The following is a 21,747-nucleotide window of genomic DNA, read 5'->3' on the forward strand; positions in this document are numbered from 1 at the left end:
CAGAAAGCGACAATAAAGGAGGAAAGAGCATGATCATTACCCGTCGAAAACTACTGGTTGGCTCCGCCGCCGGCGCGGTCGCGCTGACACTCGGCTCACGCGCCTTCGCGGCGCTCCCGCCGCTCGCCAAGAAGGACAAGTACAAGGTCGGTTTCGCCCAGACGGAAAGCAACAATCCGTGGCGCCTTGCCGAGACCAAGAGCATGCAGGACGAAGCCGCCAAGCTCGGCCATCAGCTGGTCTACACGGATGCCGCCGGTTCGTCGGCCAAGCAGGCCTCCGACGTGAACTCGATGATCGCGCAGGGCGTCGACGCAATCTTCCTGCCGCCCCGCGAAGACAAGCCCCTGGTGCCGGTTATTCTTGCCGCGCGCGATGCCGGCATACCGGTGTTTCTGGTCGACCGCGACGTTGATCACACCATGGCCAAGCCGGGCGAAGATTATGTCTGCTTCATCGGTTCGGATTTCATCGAGGAGGCGACCCGCGTCGGCGAATGGCTGATCAAGAACGCCAATGGCAAGTCGAAGATCATCGAGCTGGAAGGCACGACCGGAGCCTCGGCCGCTACCGACCGCAAGAAAGGCTTCGACGATTTCATCGCCAAGCACTCGCAGTTCACCATCCTGGCGTCGCAGTCCGGCGACTTCGCCCGCGACAAGGGCCGGCAGGTCGCCGAGACGCTGCTTCAGGCGCACCCTGATGCGGATATCATCTACGCGCATAATGATGAGATGGCGCTAGGCGCCATCGCCGCTTTGGAAGCAGCCGGCAAGACCCCGGGCAAGGATGTGCTGATCTTGTCGATCGACGGCGAGAAGGAAGGCGTCCAGGCGATCATTGACGGCAAGATCGGCGCTATCTGCGCTTGCAGCCCGCTGTTCGGGCCGAAGGCCTTCGCAACGATGGCCGACTATGCGGCCGGCAAGAAGATCCCGCCGTTCATCAAGAACGAGGATGCCTTCTTCGACGCCACGAACGCGAAGAAAGACTTCCATATTGCGTTCTGATATCCACTTTCTTTCCAGTTGCCCTACCCGCTTCGGCGGGTAGGGTTTGGGAGTTTGACGATGACCGCTCAGCCGGACCAAGCCGCGCTGCTCCTGGACATGCGTGACATCCAGAAGCGTTTTGCCGGCATCCCTGCCCTGGCCGATGCCTCGCTCCAGGTTCTTCCGGGCGAGATCCACGCACTCATCGGCCAGAACGGTGCGGGCAAATCGACGCTTATCAAGGTGCTCACCGGCTATTACCGCCGGGATGCGGGGCAGGTGCTGTTCGAACGGAAGCCGTTCGAAGTTGGGTCTCCGCATCAGGCGCAGGTCAGCGGCATCAGCACCATCTACCAGGAAATCAATCTCGTACCGCTGCGCTCGGTGACCGAGAACATCTGCCTTGGACGCGAGAAGCGCCGCCGCGGCCTGCTCGACTGGAGCGCGATGCATGCGGAAGCCGAGCGCCTGCTCAGCCGCTTCTCGATCGGCATCGACGTGCGCCGCCCGCTCAGCGATTTCAACACCGCCACGCAGCAGATGGTGGCGATCGCCCGCGCCATCGGCTTTTCCGCCCGCCTCGTGATCATGGATGAGCCGACCTCCTCGCTGGACGAGCGTGAAGTCTCGGTCTTGTTCAGCGTTATCCGTCAGCTCAAGGCCGACGGCGTCTCCGTTCTGTTCGTCAGCCACAAGCTCGACGAGTTGTACGAGGTCTGCGACCGGGTCACGATCATGCGTGACGGCCGCACGGTGCGAAGCGCGGCGATGAGCGACATCGGCAAGCTGGAGCTGGTCGCGGCCATGCTCGGCCGCGACGTCGCAGCCGTCGAAGGCCACGCGACCGCGTTCGGCGAACGCGATCGGTCGAGGATCGGTGATGTGCTGTTTACCGCGCAAGGGCTGGCGGCCGGCCAGTTGGTGCGTGACGTGAGCTTCGACCTGCGCCGCGGCGAGATCGCCGGCTTTGCCGGCTTGCTCGGCGCCGGCCGCACCGAAACAGCCCGCCTCGTATTCGGCGCCGACCGCCGGAGCGCAGGCGAGATGACGATGGAGGGCGCGTCCTACCATCCCGCACGTGCCGCTGATGCCATCGCCGCGGGGATGGGCTTCTGCACCGAGGACCGCAAGGCCGAGGGCATCGTGCCGGAAATGACCGTCGCGGAGAACATAACACTGGCACTGCTGCCGAAAATCAGCCGCAATGGCATCCTGAACGAGGCCCGGCAGAAGGAGATCGTCGAGCGCTTCATTCGTGAACTCGACATCAAATGCTCGGGGCCCAACCAGAAGGTCCGCGAGCTGTCGGGCGGAAACCAGCAAAAGGTGCTGCTTGCCCGCTGGATGGCGATGAACCCGAAGCTGCTCATTCTCGATGAGCCGACGCGCGGCATCGATGTCGGGGCCAAGGCCGAGATCCAGCGCCTCATCCGCAAGCTTGCCGATGACGGGCTCGGCGTGCTGATGATCTCCTCGGAACTCGAGGAAGTGATGGAAGGAGCCGACCGCATATTCGTGCTGCGCGAAGGAGTGAGGGTGGCCGAACTGGAAGGCCAGGCAGCCAACGAGGAGGACGTGCTCGCGGCGATGGCGCATGGCGGCGCGGCGAAGGAGGCAGCGTGAGCGATCTGGCCACACCATCCGCAGCCAACGACGCTGGAAACCGCCGCTTTGATGTGTTCGGTTTCCTGGCGCGCTACGGCACGGTGATCGCGCTTGTGCTGCTGGTGGTCTTCAACCTTGCCTATACGCGCAATTTCGCGACGCTGCAGACACTCAACGTCAACCTAACCCAGGTCTGCACAATTGTGATCGTCGCGGTGGGGATGACCCTGGTGATCGCCACCGGCGGCATCGACCTGTCGGTTGGTTCGCTGATGGCGATCTCCGGCGCATTGGCGCCGATGATCTTCATGGGCACGATCTTCCCGGTCGGAAACATCTATCTGGCGGTAGCCGTCGCGATGATTGCCTCGATCCTCGTCGCCGGCCTGTTCGGGCTGTTCAACGGCTGGTTGGTCTCGCGTTTCCGCATCCAACCGATCGTCGCAACGCTCGTGCTGTTCATCGCCGGGCGCGGGATCGCGCAGGTCATGACCAACGGCAATCTGCAGACCTTCCGCGTGCCGCAATTCCAGTGGATCGGACTTGCCCGCCCGCTCGGCATTCCCGCGCAGGTCATCATCATGGCCGTGCTGGTTGCGGCGGCCGCTTGGGCCCTTCACCGCACGGTGTTCGGGCGAAGCATCCTGGCGGTCGGCGGCAATGAAAAGGCCTCTGAACTCGCCGGCATCGCCGTATCGAGGATCAAGCTCGCTGTCTATGCGATCAGCGGCCTGTGCGCGGGGCTAGCCGGTCTCGTCGTCATTGCGATCAACTCCTCCAGCGACGCCAATCTCGTGGGGCTGGGCATGGAACTCGACGCCATCGCGGCGGTCGCGGTGGGCGGCACGCTGTTGAGTGGCGGAAAGGCCACAATCATCGGCACCCTGCTGGGCGCACTGACCATCCAGTTGGTGCGCTACACGCTGCTCGCCAATGGCGTGCCCGACGCCGCTGCGCTCGTCGTCAAGGCCGGCATCATCGCATTCGCCGTCTGGCTGCAGCAGCAACACCGGGTGTAATCCATGAACAGCGCCAGACTGGTTCGCATCATCGGCACTTACGGTGTCGTCATCGCGCTTGCAGCCCTCGTCCTGTTCGGATTCCTGCGCTACGACCGCTTCATCGGCCTCTTCAACGTGATGAGCGTTCTGCGCTACAACTCGATGTTCGCGCTCGTCGCGCTCGGCATGTGCTTCGTGATCATGACCGGCGGCATAGACCTGTCCGTCGGCTCCGTCGCCGCTTTGGGCAGCGTCGCGTCGGCCCTGGCGAGCCCGCACGGCATCGTGGCAGGCCTTGCAGCGGGCGTTGGCGCCGGCCTGGCAGCCGGGCTGATCAACGCGCTCCTGGTTACGCGCGGCAACCTGATGCCATTCATCGCCACGCTTGCGACCATGCTGGCCGCAAGCGGCTCGGCGCTGCTTCTGGCCGGCAACCAGACCGTTTCGGTGTCTTACGATTCGGGTTTCACCGCCATCGGCCAAGGGAATTTCTGGATTTTCCCGATTCCGGCAGTCATCGCCCTGGTTGCCTATGCGGTCGGCTCAGTGGTCCTGAACTACACCAGCACGGGACGGACGGTGCTGGCCATCGGCGGTGGCGAGGATGCCTCGCGGCTGATGGGGCTGCGCACTGACCGCGTCAAATTTCTCGTCTATGTCGCAAGCGGGTGCCTGGCCGGGCTCGCCGGCGTCGTCCTCGCTTCTCAGTTCGGCGCAGGCCAGCCGATCGAGGGCGTCGGCTGGGAGCTGTTTGCCATCGCAGCCGTGGTCGTGGGCGGGACGCTGCTGACCGGCGGCTCGGGCTCGGTGTTGACCACGCTGGCCGGCGTGCTGTTGCTCGGGATCCTTTTCAACGTCCTGAACTTCGAAAACGGCATGGGTTGGATTTCGCTGTCAGCCTACTGGCAGTCGGTGATCCGCGGGCTGTTTTTGCTCGTCGTCGTCCTTCTCCAGGCACGGCTTACGGCAAGGCGCGAAACTGCCTGAGGATGGCGAGCACACTCGAGCACGATGGCGCTGCAGAATCAGTGCGCGTTGCGCACCCGGCCGATGAGCGCATCCCGCAGACTTTCTGCGGCGATGCTTCCCCGGTGCACCTGGGGTCCGACACCCTTGGAGCAGGATCCGCAAGCGGATCCTGGTGCAGTCACATGGCCGTCCTGGAGACGGTCATTTCCCGGCGACCGCCACGAACACGGACTGCCCCTGCCTTTCCAGCCGAAACAGGATGGGCTTGCTCTGCCGGCGAGAGTTCGCCCACTCCTCGACGATATCCGAAGGCTCCGTCACGCGGCGATTGTTGGCCGATATGATGACATCGCCGGGCTGCAATCCGCTCCGGGCGGCAAGGCCATCGGGAACCACTTCCACGACGAAGACGCCGGTTGTTCCTGATTTGATGCCTAGCTGCTGACGCGCCTGATCCGGAATCGGGCTGAGGGATAGGCCGAGGCCTTCGGCCGCCGACTTCTTGTCGGGAACAGCGCCGGTCTTCACCTCCGCATCCTTGCGCTCACCGATGACAAGCGCGATCTCCTGGTCCTTTCCGCCGTTACTCCGTGTCAGAGTGGCCTTGCTGCCAGGCTTCTGGCTAGCCGTCGCAAGCGTGAGGTCATGGATACCCTCAATGCCCTTGCCGTTGAACCGGGTGATCACGTCACCCGGCTTCAAGCCGGCTTTCTCCGCCGGGCTGCCGGGCTCGACCGAAGCAACCAGCGCGCCCTTGTCATCTTTCATCCCGAGGGCCTCAGCCAGCGACGGCGTGATGTCCTGCAGGCGGACCCCGATGAAGCCACGCTCGATCCGGCCGGTTCTGATCAACTGGTCGGCGATGCTTTGGGCGGTGCGCGATGGCACCGCAAACCCGATCCCGATGCTGCCGCCGGACGGCGAGACGATGGCGGTGTTGACGCCGATCACCTCGCCACGTGCGTTGAACAGCGGACCGCCCGAGTTGCCTCGATTGATCGACGCGTCCGTCTGGAGAAAATCGTCATACGGCCCGGCTTGAATGTCTCGCGAGCGGGCCGAAAGAACGCCGACAGTGACAGTCCCTCCGAGCCCGAAGGGACTGCCGATCGCGATTGTCCATGCGCCCGGCTGCATTGCATCCGAGTCACCCCATTTGGTCGTGGTCATGTTGGGCCGCGGGTCGACCTTCAGCACCGCTATATCGGTGGCGGGGTCACGGCCGACCAATTGCGCCGGCGCCGTTTCCTTGTCGGAAAATACGACATGGATCTCTGTCGCATCGGCAACGACATGGTTGTTGGTGACGATGTAGCCGTCGGCACTGATCACAAATCCGGAGCCAAGCGCCTCCCTCACCTGCGGCTGAACGGGTCCGAGGCCCTGGCCGTCGAACGGACTTGTAAAGTCGCCCGCCGTCGTCTGGTCCTGGACAACCTCCCGGGTCGTGATCGCGACCACGGCCGGCAATTTCTGCTGGATGATCGCTGTGAAGTCGGTCGGGGTATCCTGGGCCAGGACAGGCGCCACGCCACTGGCCGAGAGCATCAGCGCAACCGCGATCAAGCGCGTTGCAAATCGTCTTTGCATATCGTGAGACATTGCTGGACCTCCTGCCGGACAGCCCCGGCCGCTCGGCCGCGCCGCGCGGAGCCGGTGCTCCGGACGCTAGAACTGCCAACAAAGCTGTTTGTTTCAGCCCCCCGGAAAAATGGCACGGCCAGGAAAAATAGCCCGACCGCGGGGGTCCGGAAGGCAGCAGCCGGGAACCATTGAGGCCGTTGAGTTCAACCGTCCACAGGACTGGTCCCGGACGTGGCAGAAATCAGCAAAGCGACTGCGTCAGCTCCGGCAAATGCCCGATATGCCGATGGAGCCAACCTAGCGGCTGAGGTGCCTCTACCGGGCCTGGTGCGAAAAGGATCTGCAATGAAAGAGGGAGCTCCACAGCCGCCGAGAGACGCGGCTGTGATCACCACCGCTCGAACTCCCTCAAGGGAACAAAAGGGTACCAACTAAGTTCGGCCCCCATAATGAGGATGCCTATATGGACCTGTTGCCCCAGTCAGCCGAACACACCGTCTCCTCGCCGCCCGCTCCAGACCTTCACCGGCTTTTGTTCGATCCAAACTTGCGTATACACGGCTTGATTGATGACACTGTCGTCACCAAAGCCTTGGACGATTTGAAAGCCGTGCGTTCCGGGGAAGACGATCTCTACGTTGAAATCGACACGCCCGGAGGCGACGCCGACGGCGCGCGACGTCTAGCTCTAGAGTTCAAACTTTTTCTGAAACACTCGGGCCGCAACGGCTACATCATTGGCAAGAATACGGTTTACTCTGCCGGGGTAACGGTCCTTGCCGCTTTCCCGAAAGCCTGCAGGTTCCTTTGCCCGCAAGCAGTCCTGTTGATTCATGAAAGAAGGCTTGAGAAAGACTTGGTTCTGAATGGACCAATTCGAAGCTGTCTTCAGATCGTTCGCGAACAACTTGCGCTGTTGGAAACGGCAGAGCGACTCGAGAATGAAGGGTTCGCCGATCTCGTCCAAGGTTCTCGAACATCGCTGGAAGAGCTGCGCGACCATGCCCTGAACAGCTGCTACCTGATGGCAGCAAGAGCTTTGGAGCTAGGCCTTGTTGAAGACATTGCCCATTAACTTGATGCCTCGATGCAAACAGCAGAGCGGAGTCCAACACGCTTCTCTCACTCATGTCGGCGGCGACCATGAACGACGAGGTTGACAAGATAGAGCGGACCGGCGGCTGTCTTTGCGGGTCTGTGAGGTATGTTGTTACCGGCGAGCCGTTGCGCGTTGGCTTGTGTCATTGCCAGGATTGCAAGCGAACCAGCGGCAGCACCTACAGTGCCTTTGCCGTGTGGCCGCGGTCGGCTTACCAGTGCAAGGGCGAGCTTGCGGCGTTCAACGGCAGAGGTTTTTGTCCGGCATGCGGGTCGCGCGTGGTGAATCTCCGCGACGACGAAGCCGAGATCATGACCGGCACTCTCGATGATGCGCCGAACGACCTTCTCCCGACATACGAGCTTTGGACCCCCCGGCGCGAAGCCTGGCTCCACAACCTGCCTTGGGCTGACCAATTCGCGGGCGATCGCACCGAAGAAGGCCAAAATTGGCGCGAAGCCCGACGAGTATGACCATGCTCGAATGGCCCTCCACCCCGTGAACCGTGAAAGTCAGCTTGATGCGCGATGAATCACTCAAGTTCTTGAAGGAAATTGTGGCGACCCCGTCGCCGAGCGGGTTTGAGCAACCCGTAGCGGAGCTTTTCCGCGAGTATGTTCGTCCGTATGCCCACAGGTTGACGACGGACGTCATGGGCAATGTCACAGCGATCATCAATCCTGAGGCGTCTATGCGCTTCATGTATGCCGGGCACATGGATGAGGTCGGCTTCATCGTCCATTACATCGACGATGACGGCTTTCTTTTCTTCAGCACCATAGGTGGAACGGATGTTGCCACTGAAATCGGCCAGCGTGTCTGGGTGCATGGCAAGGAGCCGATCCTGGGCGTCGTGGGTCGCAAAGCAATCCAGACCTTCAAAGCCTCTGACACGTCTCAAACGCCCTCGCTGATGGAACTGTGGATCGATATCGGCGCGAGTTCGCGAGAGGAAGCGCTGAAGGTTGTAGAGGTCGGCAGCGCGGTCACTATCCATGGCGAGTTTGCAGCGCTACAGGGCAACCTTGCTGTCGGACGAGCGTTCGACAACAAGGTCGGCCTCCTCATCGGCGCCGAGGTCCTGCGCTGCCTCTCCGAGGAGGGAGGCGTTCACCCCGGCGTGGGCCTCTATATCCTGGGTACGGTTCAAGAGGAAATTGGTTCCCGAGGCGCGATGACCTCAGCGTTCAATATCGCGCCTCGAACCGGCCTCGCAATTGATATGGGCGTGGCAATGGACTATCCGCGCGCTCGCGCCGAGGATCAGGGCAAACTGGACCTTGGGAAAGGGCCGGCAATCACTCAAGGCGCGAACACCAACCCGGTGGTGTTCAAACTGCTGAAGTCGGTGGCCGAGAAAGAGGGCCTACCTTATCAGCTTCAGGCGGTGGGCAGCTCAAGCCCTACCGACGCGCGTGTCATGCAGCAGAACCGAGGCGGCGTGGCAAGTGGGGTGCTCTCCGTGCCTTTGCGTTACATGCATACCCCGTCCGAAGTTGTTTGCCTGGATGATGTGCAAACGACGATTGACCTGGTTTGTGCATATTGCCGGCAATTGACGCCGGAGATCGACTTCACGCCAAGATGATCGCTGCGGGATTGATTGTGGAAGTCGTGGCTCCAACAGTCGCCGATCTGGCGCCTGTCGGCTACCGCCCGGTTCGTCGGCTACCGCCCGGTTCGTCGGTCACCGCGCACCTGCGAAAACCCAACCACGGTCCACTGGGGAGCGCGCCTCAGGTCACCGCGACCGCTTCCACCAAACGCCTGAGGAAATCCGTCAGACCGGCTTCAGGATCATCACCTGCGCCAACGAGCACCGAAATACCCCAGCGCCCAAGCACGGCCTCCTCCACAGGGTTGCGGCTGGGCATGAAGATGAACGAAGGGGGACGATCTTTCTCATATCCAGACCGGTGCCAGGTTTGCCAAAGCCGGTGCAACAGCAGCCGGATGTTTGGATCGGAGAGGCTATAGCCAATGAACAGGATCGTGCTGCCGAGAGCATCGGAGCGAAAGCGGACATCAAGGGGAGAATTGAAGGACAGGCGGTCAAGATAGTCGGTTTCGGTGAGGACAAGGGAAGAGTCCTCGTCAAAGTCGCCGTGAAATTTCACGATGTGCGTTACGCCTCGACGGGCCTGCGCAACGTGCCGTGCGTTGGCCACTTTCACGTACTCTCGACCGTGGATTTCAAAAGCGAGTTCCAGGTTCCGGTCATAGTTCGTCGTATAGATGACGGGAAAATCGAGCGTCACGATGAGTCGGTGCAATTCCGATTTCTCAATCCGTTCCTTGGCGACAGACCAGTTTCTGTCCATCCAACTGCGAAGTGGTCCGATACTGCCATGCTTGATCCGATAGTATTCGGCCAAGGTCTGAAAACGATCGCGTCGCGTGGAAAATTCATCGTCGACGCCGAGCTCCTTTGCCATTCGCTCGATGAGTTTCTCCCAAGACGGAAGTCCGACGCTGATCGATACCCCCGCCCCCACAAACAAAATTGCGCTGCGATGACGAATTGCATTGGCGAGCGAATCTATAGGATCATCATCGTTCATGGATAGGTCCTCCGAAGCCACTCGCGTGGGCCGGACCTAAGGTGCGTGCCCCGGTGCGGGGATCGTGGACGCGGCTCCCCAATTCGAGCCAGCGTGCTCCGCCCTCATCGACGAAATCGGGTCGACCACGCGCCAGCCAGCCCAGAGGGGGCGGCCCTTGCAGTCCTGCCGAGCCGCTTGCCACCCGAACCGAGGTAGCGGCCGCGAGGACACTGGCTGTGAACTGGAACCGGCGGTGTTGCGGTTTACTGGCCACGTTGATTCAGTTCTGCGCCAGCCATATTGCGCAAAACTCTATCGAGTTTCGCATTCACCAAGAGGTTGCGCCGCTTCGCGCCGATAAAGATGGCGAGAGAGTAAATCATTGTAAGAACAGAGATCATCGTCATTCCGGCCTAAACATCAGCGGCCGGAGATGTTCCATGCGCCCGGAAATATTCCAGTGCAGGTGTTTTTAAATCGCCGAAGCTACGCGCTCAATGCGCGGTTGGTTTCGTGTCCAGGGCGGACGAATTAGCGCAAGGCGGTATTCATCCTCCCACATCGGCGGCGGACTGAAGCGAAATGCTGGTTGTGTCCCCCAGAATTGCAATGAAACGCCGATGCTTTGCATGCGGCCCGGAACAAATGCTCGCTTGCACAGTTCGAGCCATGCAGCGGTCGACCCCCGCGCTGCAAGATCGGTAGCCCGATCGCCCGCGCCGGCCCCTCCCACGGCGCGGGCTTTCGTTTGAATTCACGCTGTCGGGGTTGGAGTCGCTCCGCCGTTGTCGCGAGCCGGCTGATATACGCGCTGTCCGGGGCTCGCGGGATGCCGGCGACATCGGCATTCGCGCAGTCCGGCAGGTCAGCCGATGCACGGGAACAACGCGGCACTGTGATGGTTTGGTGGCCTCGGAAGGTGGCAGAGAACGATGGGCAAAAAGCCCAAACAGCACGCAAAATCCACGGCGGATCGCGAAAAGGCGATCGAGGCGCTCTACTTCGCGCGCAAGTGCGGCCTTACGAAGGAAGAGGCACTCAAGATGCTCAGGGAAGCCCCGATCGGGATCGATGATGAAGCCGAAGAGCGCTCCGGCATTTAGACGCGATCGCCGGTCGCGCGTCGCAGCCGGCCGCGGCGCATGATCTTCTTCACTTCCGATACGCATTTCAACGATCCGCGCATTCTGCGCCTCGACCGGCGTCCCTTCGCCTCGTTGGTCGAGCATGACCAGGCGCTGGTTGCGTTTTGGAACGAAACGGTTGGCCCGAACGACGAGGTCTGGCACCTCGGCGATTTCGCCAAGGGTCCAGCCGAGACCGTGTCTTCACTGCTGTCGTCTCTTAACGGGTCCAAGCACCTGATAATTGGCAACAATGATGGCGCCGCCACCATTGGCGACCCGGCCTGGGCGAGCGTGCACCACTGTATGGAGCTTCTTGTCGAGGGCAGCTTGCTGGTTCTGTGCCACTATCCTTTTCGCACCTGGAACCAGATCGGCAAGAGGTCGGTAAACCTGCACGGTCATTCGCACGGTCGTCTGAAGCCGATGACGCGCCAGCATGATGTCGGCGTCGACGCATGGGGGTTTCGTCCGGTAACCTTTGCTGCCATTCAGGCCAGTCGCCGCCGGGGCTAGCTCGGCAGAACGCCGGGTGAGCGAAGGTCTTCAGCTTTGCGGGATTCGAGCCGAGAGAGGCCGTCCGTAATCCTGCCGGGCCCGCAACAACGCGACAATCCTGGTTGGGCGACTTCAAATAGGAGAACTGCCTCATATACGGTTTTCGCGGTACGCGGACCGCGCCACACCATCAGCTTGAGTGCGGCGAAGTCTTAAGGAATCCCCACCGGCCGTCGCAGCGCGAGATCGAACCCGTCGCCTGAGCTCAGCACGTGAACCCTAAGATCATGGATGGAAAGGGCGGCATCAGGCTCACCTTCCGCGATGTTGGAATGCGTCACGCCGGCTGCATCGACCAGATAGACAGCGCCGCTGCCGATGACCTTGAACATCTCGCCCTTCACCACGATCGCGGTGTCTTCATCGATGCCGATGCCGAGGACGCGCGGGTTCTGCGACACCGCCCCGATGAGCCGCCCAATGCGGCCCCGTTCCGCAAAGTGCTGGTCGATGATGACATTCGGCAGCAGGCCCAGTCCCGGCGCCATCCGAATGTGGCCGATCCGAAAGGACGCTGCGTTCGGCCCCTTCACCATCATTGTGTCGCTCATGACCGACGCGCCCGCGGAGGTGCCGGCAATGACGCCTCCGGCTTCATAGATTTCGTGCACCCGCTCGTCGATGGGCGTGTCGCCGATCTGGCTGGTGATCCGGAGCTGGTCGCCGCCGGAGAAGAACACCGCACTCACGTCTGCGAGCGCACTTATTTTCTTTTCATGAGCTGCCTCGAGGCGGTCGTTGACGTAGAGCTCGATGACATCCTTGATGCCCAGCTCACCGAAGGACCTCTGATACTTCTCGAGATAGCCATCCGGCTCATGAGACGCGATGGTGGCAAGCACCAGGCGGCCGTTCGGAACCAGGCTCGCCACCTCCTTCAAGATGACACGATCGCCATCATGGTCCTCGTGGCCGCCGATGATGACGAGCGTTCCGGCTTTACCGTTCGAGGATCGTTTTTTCTTCTTGTCGGTCATTTGTCCACGTCTTTCTTGCGCAGGAAAACGTGTGGGTGGTTGTCCTCGCTGGTCATGAATGCGACTGCGAACTCCCTGCTGTTATGCGCCCATCCAGACACGCCGGTCGCGGTAAGCACGATGGCTCCGGCTTCGCCGCCGATCGCCTCGACTTCCCTGAGCGCGGGATTCAGCACCTGCTCCAGGCCGCCTTCAGCCTGCCCCGAGGACAATGCCTGCCGCGCCGAGAGTGCCTGCATGACACGGGCCGCGAGAGCCTTTCGCGCAATATGCTCACCGTCTCCCGAGAAGGCGACGGCTCCCAATTGGTTGTCGGCATAGTAGCCGCAACCGGGTTGCGGAGAATCCCCCACACGACCCGGAGCACTGCCGTCCAGTCCGCCGGTCGAAGTGCCCACGGCGATGTCCCCGTATTGATCCAGGGCAACCACACCGATCGTATCCTTCGCCTCAGACTTGCTGGAGGCGTCGCGCTGCTGCGGCGTGATCAAATCCGCCGGATCGCAAAGCTCCAGCTGCTTGTCGGCGGCGAAACGCCGGGCCCCCTCCGACGCCAGCAGGATCGGCTCCTCATGCAGCATGGCCTTGGCGACACTGATTGGATGGCGCACGCCCTTGATCACTGCGACGGCACCCACATTGAAGTCCCTGCCCTCCATCAGGCCAGCGCACATCTCGACCTCGCCGTCCGAATTGAGGGCACTTCCATATCCCGCATTGAACGTCGGGTCCGCCTCGAGGACGCGACCGGCAGCTTCCACGGCATCGACCGCCGTTCCGCCGCCGGCCAGGACGGCCCGACCTGCCTCGAGCGCCTCGATGCATCCGTTGCGATGCGCCTCCTCCTCTTGCGGATCGATCTCCTTGGCGCCGCCGTGCAGGATCAGCGACCACATCAGCCAGCCCTCAGATGGCGAATATGGGTCTGATCGGGCCCTCCCATCGAAGGCGTCGCGCCTCCGAAGCCGGTTACCTGCCGCCACACGGCTTCAACGTCGTCGACGGTGAGCACGACAAGGTCGTTCTCCCGAGCAAGCCGGAGACACACGTCGACGGCCTCCTTCTCGGGACAGACGGCGTGTATGCGGCCTGGGGCGCAGCCGGCGTTCAAGGCACCTTCCCGCAGCAAGCCGGCGATCGCTCCGGGGGCTCGGCCGCGCAGCTCCTGCTCATCCTCCTTGAAGACGATGACATCGAATATCCGCGAAGCGATCGCGCCCATCTCGCGGATGTCACAATCGCGGCGGTCACCGGGTATGGCGACCAAGCCGATCGTGCGCTGATAGCCGCGCCTCATGTGGGAAACGAGCTTTCCGAGCGCCTTCAGCCCTTCCGGATTGTGCGCATAGTCGACGATCGTGCGGAAACCATGCCCGTCGAAGACGTTGAGGCGACCGGGAGATTGCTCGAACGAGGTGCCAAACTCGGCCAGCGCCGCCCGGATCGTTGCCGCCGGAACGTCGTGGCAATGCGCCATGGCGACGGCTGCCAGGCTGTTGGCAACGTTGAATTCGGCAGAACCCTCGAAGGTCGCGGGAATTTCGTCGACGCTCATCAGGAACATCGATTCCCCATCCTCGTGGATGAAAATGTCCCAGCCGTCGCTGCTGGGCTCCCGCGTCACGGCGCGGCCGCCTTCCGCCAGGTGGCTGCGCAAGAAATCGGGCCACTCGCTCCTGCTCGCCAGCGAGAAGTAGCAGATCCTGCCGCCGGCATCTCGCGACATTGCGGACGTATGGACGTCGTCGGCATTGAGAATGCTCCATCCCCCGCGGCGGACGGACTCGACCACGACCGATTTCACCTCCGCCAGGTCCTCGATCGTGTCGATGCCCCTCAGCCCGAGATGATCGCCGTGGACGTTCAGAACCGCGCCAACATCGCATGCATCGAAGGCAAGCCCTTCGCGCAGGATGCCGCCGCGCGCACATTCCAGCACCGCGACATCGACACCCGGCTCGCGCAGCACGATCCTGGCGCTCTGCGGACCGGAGCAGTCCCCTGTCATGATCCGCTCGCCGTTCAAGTAGACGCCGGTGGTGGAGGTGAGCCCGACGGTTGCCCCATTCGCCTGCAGGATGTGCGCCAGCATCCGGGCAGTGGTCGACTTGCCGTTGGTTCCCGTGATCGCGAAGATCGGAATCCGGCCGTCCTTGCCGCCTTTGAAGAGAAGATCGAGCACGGGCCGTGCGACGTTGCGGGCGCGCCCCGACGAGGGTTCGAGATGCATGCGAAAGCCAGGACCGGCATTCACCTCTATGATGCCGCCGCCGGTTTCGCTCACCGGCCGTGAGATGTCGGGACAGACGAAGTCGATCCCGGCAATGTCGAGGCCGACGATCTGTGCCGCCCGCCTGGCGATCAGCGCGTTTTCGGGATGGATTTCTTCCGTTCGGTCGATCGCGGTCCCACCGGTGGAGAGATTGGCGGTGGGCCGCAAGAGCACCATTTGACCCGGCGCTGGAACGCTCGCCAGGGTGAGCTGCGATTTTGACAGGAAATGCTCGACACATTCGTCGATCTCGATGCGGGTCAATACCGAGGAATGGCCCTCTCCCCTTCGTGGGTCGCGGTTCGTCTCCTCGACGAGCTCGGCGACAGAACTCCGGCCATCGCCGACCACATGGGCCGGAACCCTCTCGGCGAGCGCCACCACCTTTCCGCCGATCACCAGGATCCTGTGGTCCGAGCCGACGAAATGCTGCTCGACTATAACGCTACGGCTGTGTTCTCGCGCCTGTTCGAAGCCCCAGCGGACCTCGTCTTCTGTTGCCAGACCGATGTTGACGCCGCTTCCATGATTGCCATCGAGTGGTTTGGTGACCACGGGGTAGCCCAGCCGTGCTGCCGCCGCGACTGCGTCCTGCGCCGATCGCACCAGCTCCCCGCGTGGCACCGGCAGGCCGGCCTGTTGCAGCAGGAATTTGGTCAGGTCCTTGTCCGAGGCGATCTCGGTCGCAATCTCGGAAGTGAGGTCGCTGCAACTGGCGCGGATGCGCTTCTGATGCTTTCCGTGACCAAACAGCACGAGGCTGCTGTCGTCGATCCGCGCCGCGGGAATGCCTCGCCTCTCGGCCTCGCGCACCAAGGAAGCAGTCGTAGGCCCCAAGGCACGCTCGGCGGCCAGACGCTTGAGCTGCTGAAGCCTGGCTGCGAACTCGAATGGCCCCTGCGTTTCCGCAATGTCGCCGAGCCCCTCGACACCATGCAGATTGGCCGGCAGCAGGCTGTCCACCAGTTCGAGCGCGACGCGTCCGGCGAGCAACCCGACAAGCTCATCCTTGTAGGCGAACATGACGTTGTAAGTGCCGGGACTGCCTTTGACCGACCGTGTCTTTCCTCGTGTTACTCGGTGACCGAGCATGCTCTGCAGTTCCAGGGCGACATGCTCGACGACGTGGCCGAGCCAGGTTCCTTGCTGCATGCGGCGGACGAAGCCGCCGGCGGCGCCATAGCTGCAGCCATGGCCCGCAAGGCCGGGCAACAGTCGGACGATTTGTTCGGAAAACCCGGGCAGTTTGTCTGTCGGGAACGCCTCAAGGGCTCCGAGGTCGATCCGAATCTGGACCATTGGCGTCATACTATAGAGGTGCGGCCCGCGAAACACGCGGGCGTCCACGACGCGGATAGGGCGAAAACGCGAGGCGCCCCGATGAATTTCTTTGTACGACATAGTCCGTTTCTCCTGACTAACTCCGCAACATCCGGAGGATCGGTTAGTTCCCGGCCTTTCAGCCCAAATATTTTTGCAGGAGAGAGAAACAAAAGTGACCGTTAACATATGTTGCCCCAAGAACACCCTGTGGTCATCTCGGCCACGTGCGGCCGCTGTTCTGAGGGGCTACTTATCTCTCGGGACGAGGCGGGCCAGGCGTTCGCTCGTTTTCACAAGCATTCGCCGGGCACATCGCGGCCGTTGAGCTAGTGCCCGGCTTTAGCTCATGGAGACCCATTGTGCGGGTCCAGCACTGAGGCATTTAATCTTCAGCACGCCTTCGGCACCCGGGAACATTTCCAGACGCGTCAGGTTTGGAACCATCCTTGCACCGGAACTACAGCCATGCAGAGTCGAAAATCGGTGAAGGCCGCGCTTGTCAACGAGATCGACGCGGTCCGCCTTCGTATCTCGCTGCTTGAAAACGAGCTATGCAGAGATGGCAGACCCAGGCAAATTGGATGGCGTTCAGGATACGAACTGAACGCCCACAAAGCCCACCTTGCTCGACTGGAGACCGTGCTTGCCCAATATCCGTCGGCACCGACGGCCCGGGCATCGAAACAGCAACAGCTTGAGTTGCGCGCAAGGCAACCAAGTAGTTTTGGGGAAACGCCATGGCTGACAGACCCTCAATCAGAACTCCGCTAGCTCGAGTGCGGGGCCTTGGATCGGCGAAACACGGAACCGAAACGTTCATGCTGGAGCGGCTGACATCTGCTGCCCTGTTGATCCTTGTCATTTACATCGTCGCGATCGTTATAATGCTGGTCGGTGAGCCTCGAGACGCCGTCCTCAGCGTCGTAGGATCGATCTATGTCGCGCCAGCCCTTATTGGCTTCATTCTCGTAAGCTGCGTTCACATGCGGCTTGGAATGCAATCGATCATCGAAGATTACTGCCATGCCACCGTGCTCAAATCGCTTCTTCTGATCGCCAATTGGTTGTTCTGCTGGGCAGTCGCGCTCGCAAGCTTGTTCGCTGTGCTGTTAATCAGCTTCAGATAGCGATCCGGTTCTCAGCTGCAGCCAGCGTCTGCCACCGGCAGGCTGAAGTTCGCCTCAGCGGCGAACCGGGCTGGCTTGCGCAAAGGAGTTCGACAACCCGGCCTCATCTGATTTGCGGCAGCCTGTCCCATTGATGGAAAGGGGGTGGAGAGGTCAGTTCCCACTCCAATGTGGTAGCTCCTGGCCCCCATGGGTTCATGCCGGCGGCTCTTTGCCGGTAGAAAGCTTCCAAGATGCCGAAGAGGAAAATCACGACACTCGCGGCCGACAGGTACGATCCATACGAGGACACCATGTTCCAGCCGGCGAATGCGTCGGGATAGTCGACATAGCGACGCGGCATGCCCGCCAATCCAAGGAAGTGATGGGGGAAGAAGACGAGGTTCACGCCGACGAAGGTCGTCCAGAAATGGACCCCAGCCAGAAGCGGATTGTAGAGATATCCCGTCATTTTCGGAAACCAGTAATACCAGCCCGCGAAGATGCCGAAGATCGCTCCCAGTGAAAGTATGTAGTGGAAATGCGCGACGACGAAGTATGTGTCGTGCAATTCACGGTCGAGGCCGGCATTTGCGAGTTGAACGCCCGTCACCCCGCCCACGGTGAACAGGAATATGAAGCCGAGGGCCCAGAGCATCGGCGTCCGCAGGCTGACCGAACCGCCCCACATGGTTGCAATCCAGGAGAACACTTTTATCCCGGTCGGCACTGCGATCACCATCGTGGCGAAGGTGAAGTAGCGCTGCGTGTCGAGGCCTATCCCGCTGGTGTACATATGGTGGGCCCAGACGACGAAGCCGATCACCCCGATCGCCACGATTGCGTAGACCATCCCGAGATACCCGAAGATCGGCTTTCGCGAGAAGGTCGAGATCACCTGGCTGACGATGCCGAACGCCGGCAGGATCATGATGTAGACTTCCGGGTGGCCGAAGAACCAGAAGAGATGCTGGTACAGCAGCGGGTCGCCTCCGCCGTCCGGCGCGAAGAACGTGGTTCCGAAATTGCGATCGGTCAGGAGCATGGTGATGGCGCCGGCCAGCACCGGCAGAGCCAGCAGCAGCAGGAAGGCGGTGATGAGGATCGACCACACAAACAGGGGCATCTTGTGCAGGGTCATCCCCGGCGCGCGCATGTTGAAGATGGTGGTGATGAAGTTGATGGCTCCCAGGATCGAGGAGGCGCCCGCAATGTGCAGAGACAGGATGACCAGATCCACGGCGGGACCGGGATGGCCGGAGGTCGACAGCGGCGGGTACAGGAACCAGCCGGTCCCAGGGCCATAGCCGCCGGGGACGCTGGGCATGAAGATCGACAATAAAAGCAACATCAATGCCGGCGGCAGCAGCCAGAACGAGATGTTGTTCATGCGCGGGAAGGCCATGTCGGGGGCGCCGATCATGATCGGAACCATCCAGTTGGCGAAGCCGCCGATCAGGGCGGGCATCACAGTGTAGAAGATCATGATCAGCGCGTGGGCCGTGGTGAAGACGTTGTAAAGCTGCTTGCCGGCGTCGATCGCCGCGTCGCCCCGGTAACCGTAGATCATCGACGCCAGTCCGGGGAAAAACTGGATCCCGGGTTGCTGCAGCTCGATTCGCATGCTCACCGACAAGAGCATGCCGATCACCCCCGAGATGAAAGCGAAGACCAGATAGAGTGTGCCGATGTCCTTGTGGTTGGTCGAAAACAGCCATCGGGTGATGCCGGTCGGCTGGTGGCTGTCGAGACCGTCCGGATCTGGCGCCGTATATTCGTTCATGACCTTCTCCGCTTGAGCCGTCCGTCGCCAGCATCGAACCGTGCTGGAACTTGATTGTTCCCTCCACCGAACCGGCGGTAGGAACATTCCACGGAAGCCGCGGTTAGGTTCCGCGCGGCCGACCCTGCGCGGCTGAGGATCGACGTCCATGCTGGCGATAATTGCTGCGACACTGGTTCTGACGACGGTGGTTGGTGGGCTGATATCCGCCTTCTGGCTCGAGGCGCGTCATGGTCTCCATGGCCCCACGCCGCCGGACATGTCGGCGCCCAGGCAACTGAACGCCCCGGCCTGGAGCCGGTGGTCCTGACATGGACGCGATCACAGCGACACTCGACCCGAGAACGCGAGCCGGCTGGCTGCTGCTCGGCTTCGCGCTCGGCGGTTTCTTCGACGGCATCGTCCTGCATCAGATCCTGCAATGGCATCACCTTCTCTCGGGCGTCGCCGATCCGGCGGGTTCCGACCTGCGCTTCCAGATCATGGCCGACGGTCTCTTCCATCTTTTCATGTATGTGCTCGCCGTCGCCGGCACGGTGCTGCTGGTGGCCGCGAGGGCGGCTGGCGCGCGGCCCGGGACCACCACGGAGATCCTGCGGCTCGCCTTCGCCGGGTTCGGCGTCTGGCATGTCGTCGATGCTGTCGTGTTTCACTGGCTGCTGGGTCTGCACCGGATCAAGATGAACAGCGATTTGCCGCTCGCCTGGGATATTGCGTGGCTGGTCATCTTCGGAATCGTGCCGCTGGTGTTGGTGCTGGTGCTGCCCAACCGCGGCGGACCGGCACGCGGTGCTTCGGCAGCGCTGACCAGCATCGTCCTGCTTGCGGGACTGGCAGCCGGCGCCGGCCCGTTCTTCAACGGTGCCGCCAATTCCATCATCGTCTTTCGGGCCGGGATGGAACCGGCGGCGATGATGCGGGCCGTTGAAGTCGCCGACGCCCATCTCAAATGGGTCGACGCCAGCGGCACCATCTGGGCGGTCGACCGCGTCTCATGGCGCGGGTTGGTAGCCCTTCACGCACGCGGCGCCTTGGTGGTCAGCACGACGCCTGTCATTGCCGGATGCCTTGCCTGGACCGATGCCGCCGGAGTGAGCAGTAGCTCCAGCCAGCAGCGAGGCACTCCTGCCAGGCTATGACTTCCGGACAGGGATAGGGGAGTATCAAGCATGCAATTCGCCACCGAGAGCAGCCACGGCCGGAGCCTGACACCGCGCATCGTCGTGGTCGGCGGAGGCTTTGCCGGTCTGGAGGTTGCCAAGGCGCTCGGCAAGGCGGAAATCGGGGTGACGATCATCGACCGCCACAATCACCACCTGTTCCAGCCCTTGCTCTATCAGGTTGCAACCGCCGCCTTGTCGGCGCCTGACATCGCCGAGCCAATCCGCAAGATCCTGGGCCGATATCCCTCGGTTCAGGTCCTCTTCGGCGATGTCACCGAGATCGTCACCGAGGCCAGGATACTGGTGCTGGCCGATGGGACCACGGTCCCCTACGACATCCTGGTCTTGGCCACCGGTTCGCAGCCATTCTATTTCGGCCAGGAGAGCTGGGCTCGGGTTTGTCCCGGTTTGAAGACCATCGAGGACGCGCGCACGATCCGGTCACGGCTGCTGCTGTCGTTCGAGCACGCGGAACGGACCACCGATCCAGTCGAGCAATCCCGGCTGATGACGATCGCCATTATCGGTGGCGGCCCGACCGGTGTCGAACTGGCGGGCTCGATCGCCGAACTCAGCCGGCACACACTGGCGCGCGACTTCCGCAACATCCGGCCCGAGAAGACAAGGATCATACTGGTAGAAGCCGGCGAGCGTCTGCTCGCCGGATTCGCCCCGGAGCTTTCCAGATATGCACGTCTGCGCCTTGAAAGCCTGGGCGTCGAGGTCGCGCTCGGCAACCGGGTCGAGGCGATCGAAGCGCATCAGATCACCGTCGGCGGCCAGGTGATCCCGGTCGCCTTGACGCTCTGGGCCGCCGGGGTGGCGGCTTCTCCGCTGGTCGCCCAGCTCGGTGTCGGGCTCGACCGCGGCGGTCGGGTGAAGGTCGAATCCGACCTGCAGGTCGTCGGCCATCCCGATGTCTTCGCGCTTGGCGACGTCGCACTGGTCGTCGATGGGAACGGCCAGCCATTGCCAGGTCTTGCCCAGGTCGCCAAGCAGCAGGGCGAGCACCTCGGCATGGCACTGGCACGCCGGATAGATGCTGGCGACACGCTGCCGGCTTTTGCCTTCAGCAATCGAGGCAACACGGCCATTGTCGGCCGCCACGCTGCCGTGTTCGAATCGGGCAGGCTGAAACTGAAAGGCTGGATCGCCTGGTCTGCCTGGGCGCTCATCCATGTTTATCTGCTCGTCGGTTTTCAGCACCGCGTTCAGGTCTCGATCCAGTGGCTCTGGCGCTACCTGACCTATGAGCGTGGCGCCCGGCTTATCGCCGAGGAACGAGTCGAACCGGGTTCAACATCGTCGCCGGGAGCGGCCCCGAGAGAGCCGCTGCCACCCAAGGCAGACCCTGCCCCGGCATTGCCCGCCCGCACTGACTAGATTGCCGGGTGCTCAGTTCGGAGACAGTGGCGATGCGGGGGTCAGCTCTGGATTCCGCCACGGCCCGGCGTCCCACGGCAGCCCGAACCTCGATAATCGAGGCGGGTGGTTCCCAGCTTGTATCCCGTGCCGGCCTGATGGATCCGGATGGCACCAACGACGTTGCGTCCCTATATGCACAAATGAACACAGGCTCCTCGAGAAGGGAGCTGTTGAACCCCTCTTCAGAGACAGCTTGTCATGACGTCACCTGCCACTGCTGAAC

At 62.1% G+C, this 21,747-nt stretch carries 18 protein-coding genes; 12 read left to right on the top strand and 6 right to left on the bottom strand.

Features of this window, described 5'->3' with window-relative positions:
* The first annotated feature begins 29 nt into the window (after positions 1-29).
* From X771_RS148740 to X771_RS148725, 4 genes are read left to right on the top strand one after another with little or no spacing between them, the layout of a single operon-like run.
* The gene (locus X771_RS148740) at positions 30-1,010 is read left to right on the top strand and encodes an ABC transporter substrate-binding protein (protein ID WP_023688533.1); all 981 of its coding nucleotides are present in this window, start codon (positions 30-32) and stop codon (positions 1,008-1,010) included.
* Between the two features lie 60 nt (positions 1,011-1,070).
* Positions 1,071-2,615, top strand: coding sequence for a sugar ABC transporter ATP-binding protein (locus X771_RS148735; protein WP_023688534.1), 1,545 nt, complete (start codon positions 1,071-1,073; stop codon positions 2,613-2,615).
* Positions 2,616-2,668: 53 nt separating this feature from the next.
* On the top strand, positions 2,669-3,616 hold the full coding sequence (locus X771_RS148730) for an ABC transporter permease (protein WP_245262660.1): 948 nt from the start codon (positions 2,669-2,671) through the stop codon (positions 3,614-3,616).
* A gap of 3 nt (positions 3,617-3,619) precedes the next feature.
* Positions 3,620-4,585, top strand: a complete 966-nt coding sequence (locus X771_RS148725) for an ABC transporter permease (RefSeq protein ID WP_023688535.1) — start codon at positions 3,620-3,622, stop codon at positions 4,583-4,585.
* Positions 4,586-4,768: 183 nt separating this feature from the next.
* On the opposite strand, the gene X771_RS148720 is transcribed toward X771_RS148725, so the two are convergent.
* A complete protein-coding gene (locus X771_RS148720; protein ID WP_023688536.1) occupies positions 4,769-6,169 on the bottom strand; it encodes a Do family serine endopeptidase in 1,401 nt (466 codons plus the stop codon).
* A 445-nt stretch (positions 6,170-6,614) separates the two neighbouring features.
* On the opposite strand from X771_RS148720, the gene X771_RS148715 reads away from it, so the two are divergent.
* The 3 genes from X771_RS148715 to X771_RS148705 all read left to right on the top strand — a co-directional run bounded on the left by X771_RS148715 (position 6,615) and on the right by X771_RS148705 (position 8,838).
* Positions 6,615-7,226: an ATP-dependent Clp protease proteolytic subunit gene (locus X771_RS148715; RefSeq protein ID WP_023688537.1), complete on the top strand. Its 612-nt coding sequence runs from the start codon at positions 6,615-6,617 to the stop codon at positions 7,224-7,226.
* A gap of 68 nt (positions 7,227-7,294) precedes the next feature.
* Positions 7,295-7,723, top strand: a complete 429-nt coding sequence (locus X771_RS148710; RefSeq protein WP_050587453.1) for a GFA family protein — start codon at positions 7,295-7,297, stop codon at positions 7,721-7,723.
* Between the two features lie 47 nt (positions 7,724-7,770).
* Positions 7,771-8,838, top strand: coding sequence for a M20/M25/M40 family metallo-hydrolase (locus X771_RS148705; RefSeq protein WP_023688539.1), 1,068 nt, complete (start codon positions 7,771-7,773; stop codon positions 8,836-8,838).
* A gap of 148 nt (positions 8,839-8,986) precedes the next feature.
* On the opposite strand, the gene X771_RS148700 is transcribed toward X771_RS148705, so the two are convergent.
* The gene (locus X771_RS148700; protein WP_023672672.1) at positions 8,987-9,811 is read right to left on the bottom strand and encodes an SIR2 family protein; all 825 of its coding nucleotides are present in this window, start codon (positions 9,809-9,811) and stop codon (positions 8,987-8,989) included.
* 914 nt (positions 9,812-10,725) lie between these two features.
* Here X771_RS148700 and X771_RS1000000166855 point away from each other — a divergent pair.
* On the top strand, positions 10,726-10,896 hold the full coding sequence (locus X771_RS1000000166855) for a hypothetical protein (protein WP_023688540.1): 171 nt from the start codon (positions 10,726-10,728) through the stop codon (positions 10,894-10,896).
* A gap of 39 nt (positions 10,897-10,935) precedes the next feature.
* A complete protein-coding gene (locus X771_RS148695) occupies positions 10,936-11,433 on the top strand; it encodes a hydrolase (RefSeq protein ID WP_023688541.1) in 498 nt (165 codons plus the stop codon).
* 194 nt (positions 11,434-11,627) lie between these two features.
* On the opposite strand, the gene X771_RS148690 is transcribed toward X771_RS148695, so the two are convergent.
* Genes X771_RS148690 through cphA form a run of 3 tightly spaced genes read right to left on the bottom strand, consistent with a single transcriptional unit; the run spans position 11,628 to position 16,125 of the window.
* Complete coding sequence (locus X771_RS148690) at positions 11,628-12,452, bottom strand: cyanophycinase (RefSeq protein ID WP_023688542.1); 825 nt, start codon at positions 12,450-12,452, stop codon at positions 11,628-11,630.
* Positions 12,449-13,348, bottom strand: coding sequence for an isoaspartyl peptidase/L-asparaginase family protein (locus X771_RS148685; RefSeq protein WP_023688543.1), 900 nt, complete (start codon positions 13,346-13,348; stop codon positions 12,449-12,451). Before X771_RS148685 ends, X771_RS148690 begins: the two co-directional genes overlap by 4 nt.
* Positions 13,348-16,125 (bottom strand): cyanophycin synthetase, encoded by a 2,778-nt coding sequence (cphA, locus tag X771_RS148680; protein ID WP_050587450.1) that lies wholly within the window; start codon positions 16,123-16,125, stop codon positions 13,348-13,350. The genes X771_RS148685 and cphA overlap by 1 nt, the downstream gene beginning before the upstream one ends.
* 659 nt (positions 16,126-16,784) lie before the next feature.
* On the opposite strand from cphA, the gene sdhD reads away from it, so the two are divergent.
* Positions 16,785-17,174 carry a succinate dehydrogenase, hydrophobic membrane anchor protein gene (sdhD, locus tag X771_RS148675; RefSeq protein ID WP_023688545.1) on the top strand — a complete coding sequence of 130 codons (390 nt, stop codon included), beginning with the start codon at positions 16,785-16,787 and terminating at the stop codon, positions 17,172-17,174.
* Positions 17,175-17,277: 103 nt separating this feature from the next.
* Here the strand turns inward: sdhD and ctaD are convergent, their stop codons facing one another.
* Positions 17,278-18,936: a cytochrome c oxidase subunit I gene (ctaD, locus tag X771_RS148670; RefSeq protein WP_023688546.1), complete on the bottom strand. Its 1,659-nt coding sequence runs from the start codon at positions 18,934-18,936 to the stop codon at positions 17,278-17,280.
* Between the two features lie 311 nt (positions 18,937-19,247).
* On the opposite strand from ctaD, the gene X771_RS148665 reads away from it, so the two are divergent.
* Positions 19,248-20,075, top strand: coding sequence for a DUF2243 domain-containing protein (locus X771_RS148665; protein WP_023688547.1), 828 nt, complete (start codon positions 19,248-19,250; stop codon positions 20,073-20,075).
* A gap of 30 nt (positions 20,076-20,105) precedes the next feature.
* On the top strand, positions 20,106-21,482 hold the full coding sequence (locus X771_RS148660; protein WP_023688548.1) for an NAD(P)/FAD-dependent oxidoreductase: 1,377 nt from the start codon (positions 20,106-20,108) through the stop codon (positions 21,480-21,482).
* Positions 21,483-21,747: the final 265 nt, after the last annotated feature.

The sequence above is a fragment of the Mesorhizobium sp. LSJC269B00 genome, assembly GCF_000502815.1.
GTDB lineage: Bacteria > Pseudomonadota > Alphaproteobacteria > Rhizobiales > Rhizobiaceae > Mesorhizobium.

What these genes read in the sequence shown, in the direction of transcription:
- X771_RS148740 (WP_023688533.1), top strand. Translation starts at nt 30, where the DNA reads ATGATCATTACCCGTCGAAAACTACTGGTTGGCTCCGCCGCCGGCGCG.
- X771_RS148735 (WP_023688534.1), top strand. Translation starts at nt 1,071, where the DNA reads ATGACCGCTCAGCCGGACCAAGCCGCGCTGCTCCTGGACATGCGTGAC.
- X771_RS148725 (WP_023688535.1), top strand. Translation starts at nt 3,620, where the DNA reads ATGAACAGCGCCAGACTGGTTCGCATCATCGGCACTTACGGTGTCGTC.
- X771_RS148720 (WP_023688536.1), bottom strand. Translation starts at nt 6,169, where the DNA reads ATGTCTCACGATATGCAAAGACGATTTGCAACGCGCTTGATCGCGGTT.
- X771_RS148715 (WP_023688537.1), top strand. Translation starts at nt 6,615, where the DNA reads ATGGACCTGTTGCCCCAGTCAGCCGAACACACCGTCTCCTCGCCGCCC.
- X771_RS148710 (WP_050587453.1), top strand. Translation starts at nt 7,295, where the DNA reads ATGAACGACGAGGTTGACAAGATAGAGCGGACCGGCGGCTGTCTTTGC.
- X771_RS148705 (WP_023688539.1), top strand. Translation starts at nt 7,771, where the DNA reads ATGCGCGATGAATCACTCAAGTTCTTGAAGGAAATTGTGGCGACCCCG.
- X771_RS148700 (WP_023672672.1), bottom strand. Translation starts at nt 9,811, where the DNA reads ATGAACGATGATGATCCTATAGATTCGCTCGCCAATGCAATTCGTCAT.
- X771_RS1000000166855 (WP_023688540.1), top strand. Translation starts at nt 10,726, where the DNA reads ATGGGCAAAAAGCCCAAACAGCACGCAAAATCCACGGCGGATCGCGAA.
- X771_RS148695 (WP_023688541.1), top strand. Translation starts at nt 10,936, where the DNA reads ATGATCTTCTTCACTTCCGATACGCATTTCAACGATCCGCGCATTCTG.
- X771_RS148690 (WP_023688542.1), bottom strand. Translation starts at nt 12,452, where the DNA reads ATGACCGACAAGAAGAAAAAACGATCCTCGAACGGTAAAGCCGGAACG.
- X771_RS148685 (WP_023688543.1), bottom strand. Translation starts at nt 13,348, where the DNA reads ATGTGGTCGCTGATCCTGCACGGCGGCGCCAAGGAGATCGATCCGCAA.
- cphA (WP_050587450.1), bottom strand. Translation starts at nt 16,125, where the DNA reads ATGTCGTACAAAGAAATTCATCGGGGCGCCTCGCGTTTTCGCCCTATC.
- sdhD (WP_023688545.1), top strand. Translation starts at nt 16,785, where the DNA reads ATGGCTGACAGACCCTCAATCAGAACTCCGCTAGCTCGAGTGCGGGGC.
- ctaD (WP_023688546.1), bottom strand. Translation starts at nt 18,936, where the DNA reads ATGAACGAATATACGGCGCCAGATCCGGACGGTCTCGACAGCCACCAG.
- X771_RS148665 (WP_023688547.1), top strand. Translation starts at nt 19,248, where the DNA reads ATGGACGCGATCACAGCGACACTCGACCCGAGAACGCGAGCCGGCTGG.
- X771_RS148660 (WP_023688548.1), top strand. Translation starts at nt 20,106, where the DNA reads ATGCAATTCGCCACCGAGAGCAGCCACGGCCGGAGCCTGACACCGCGC.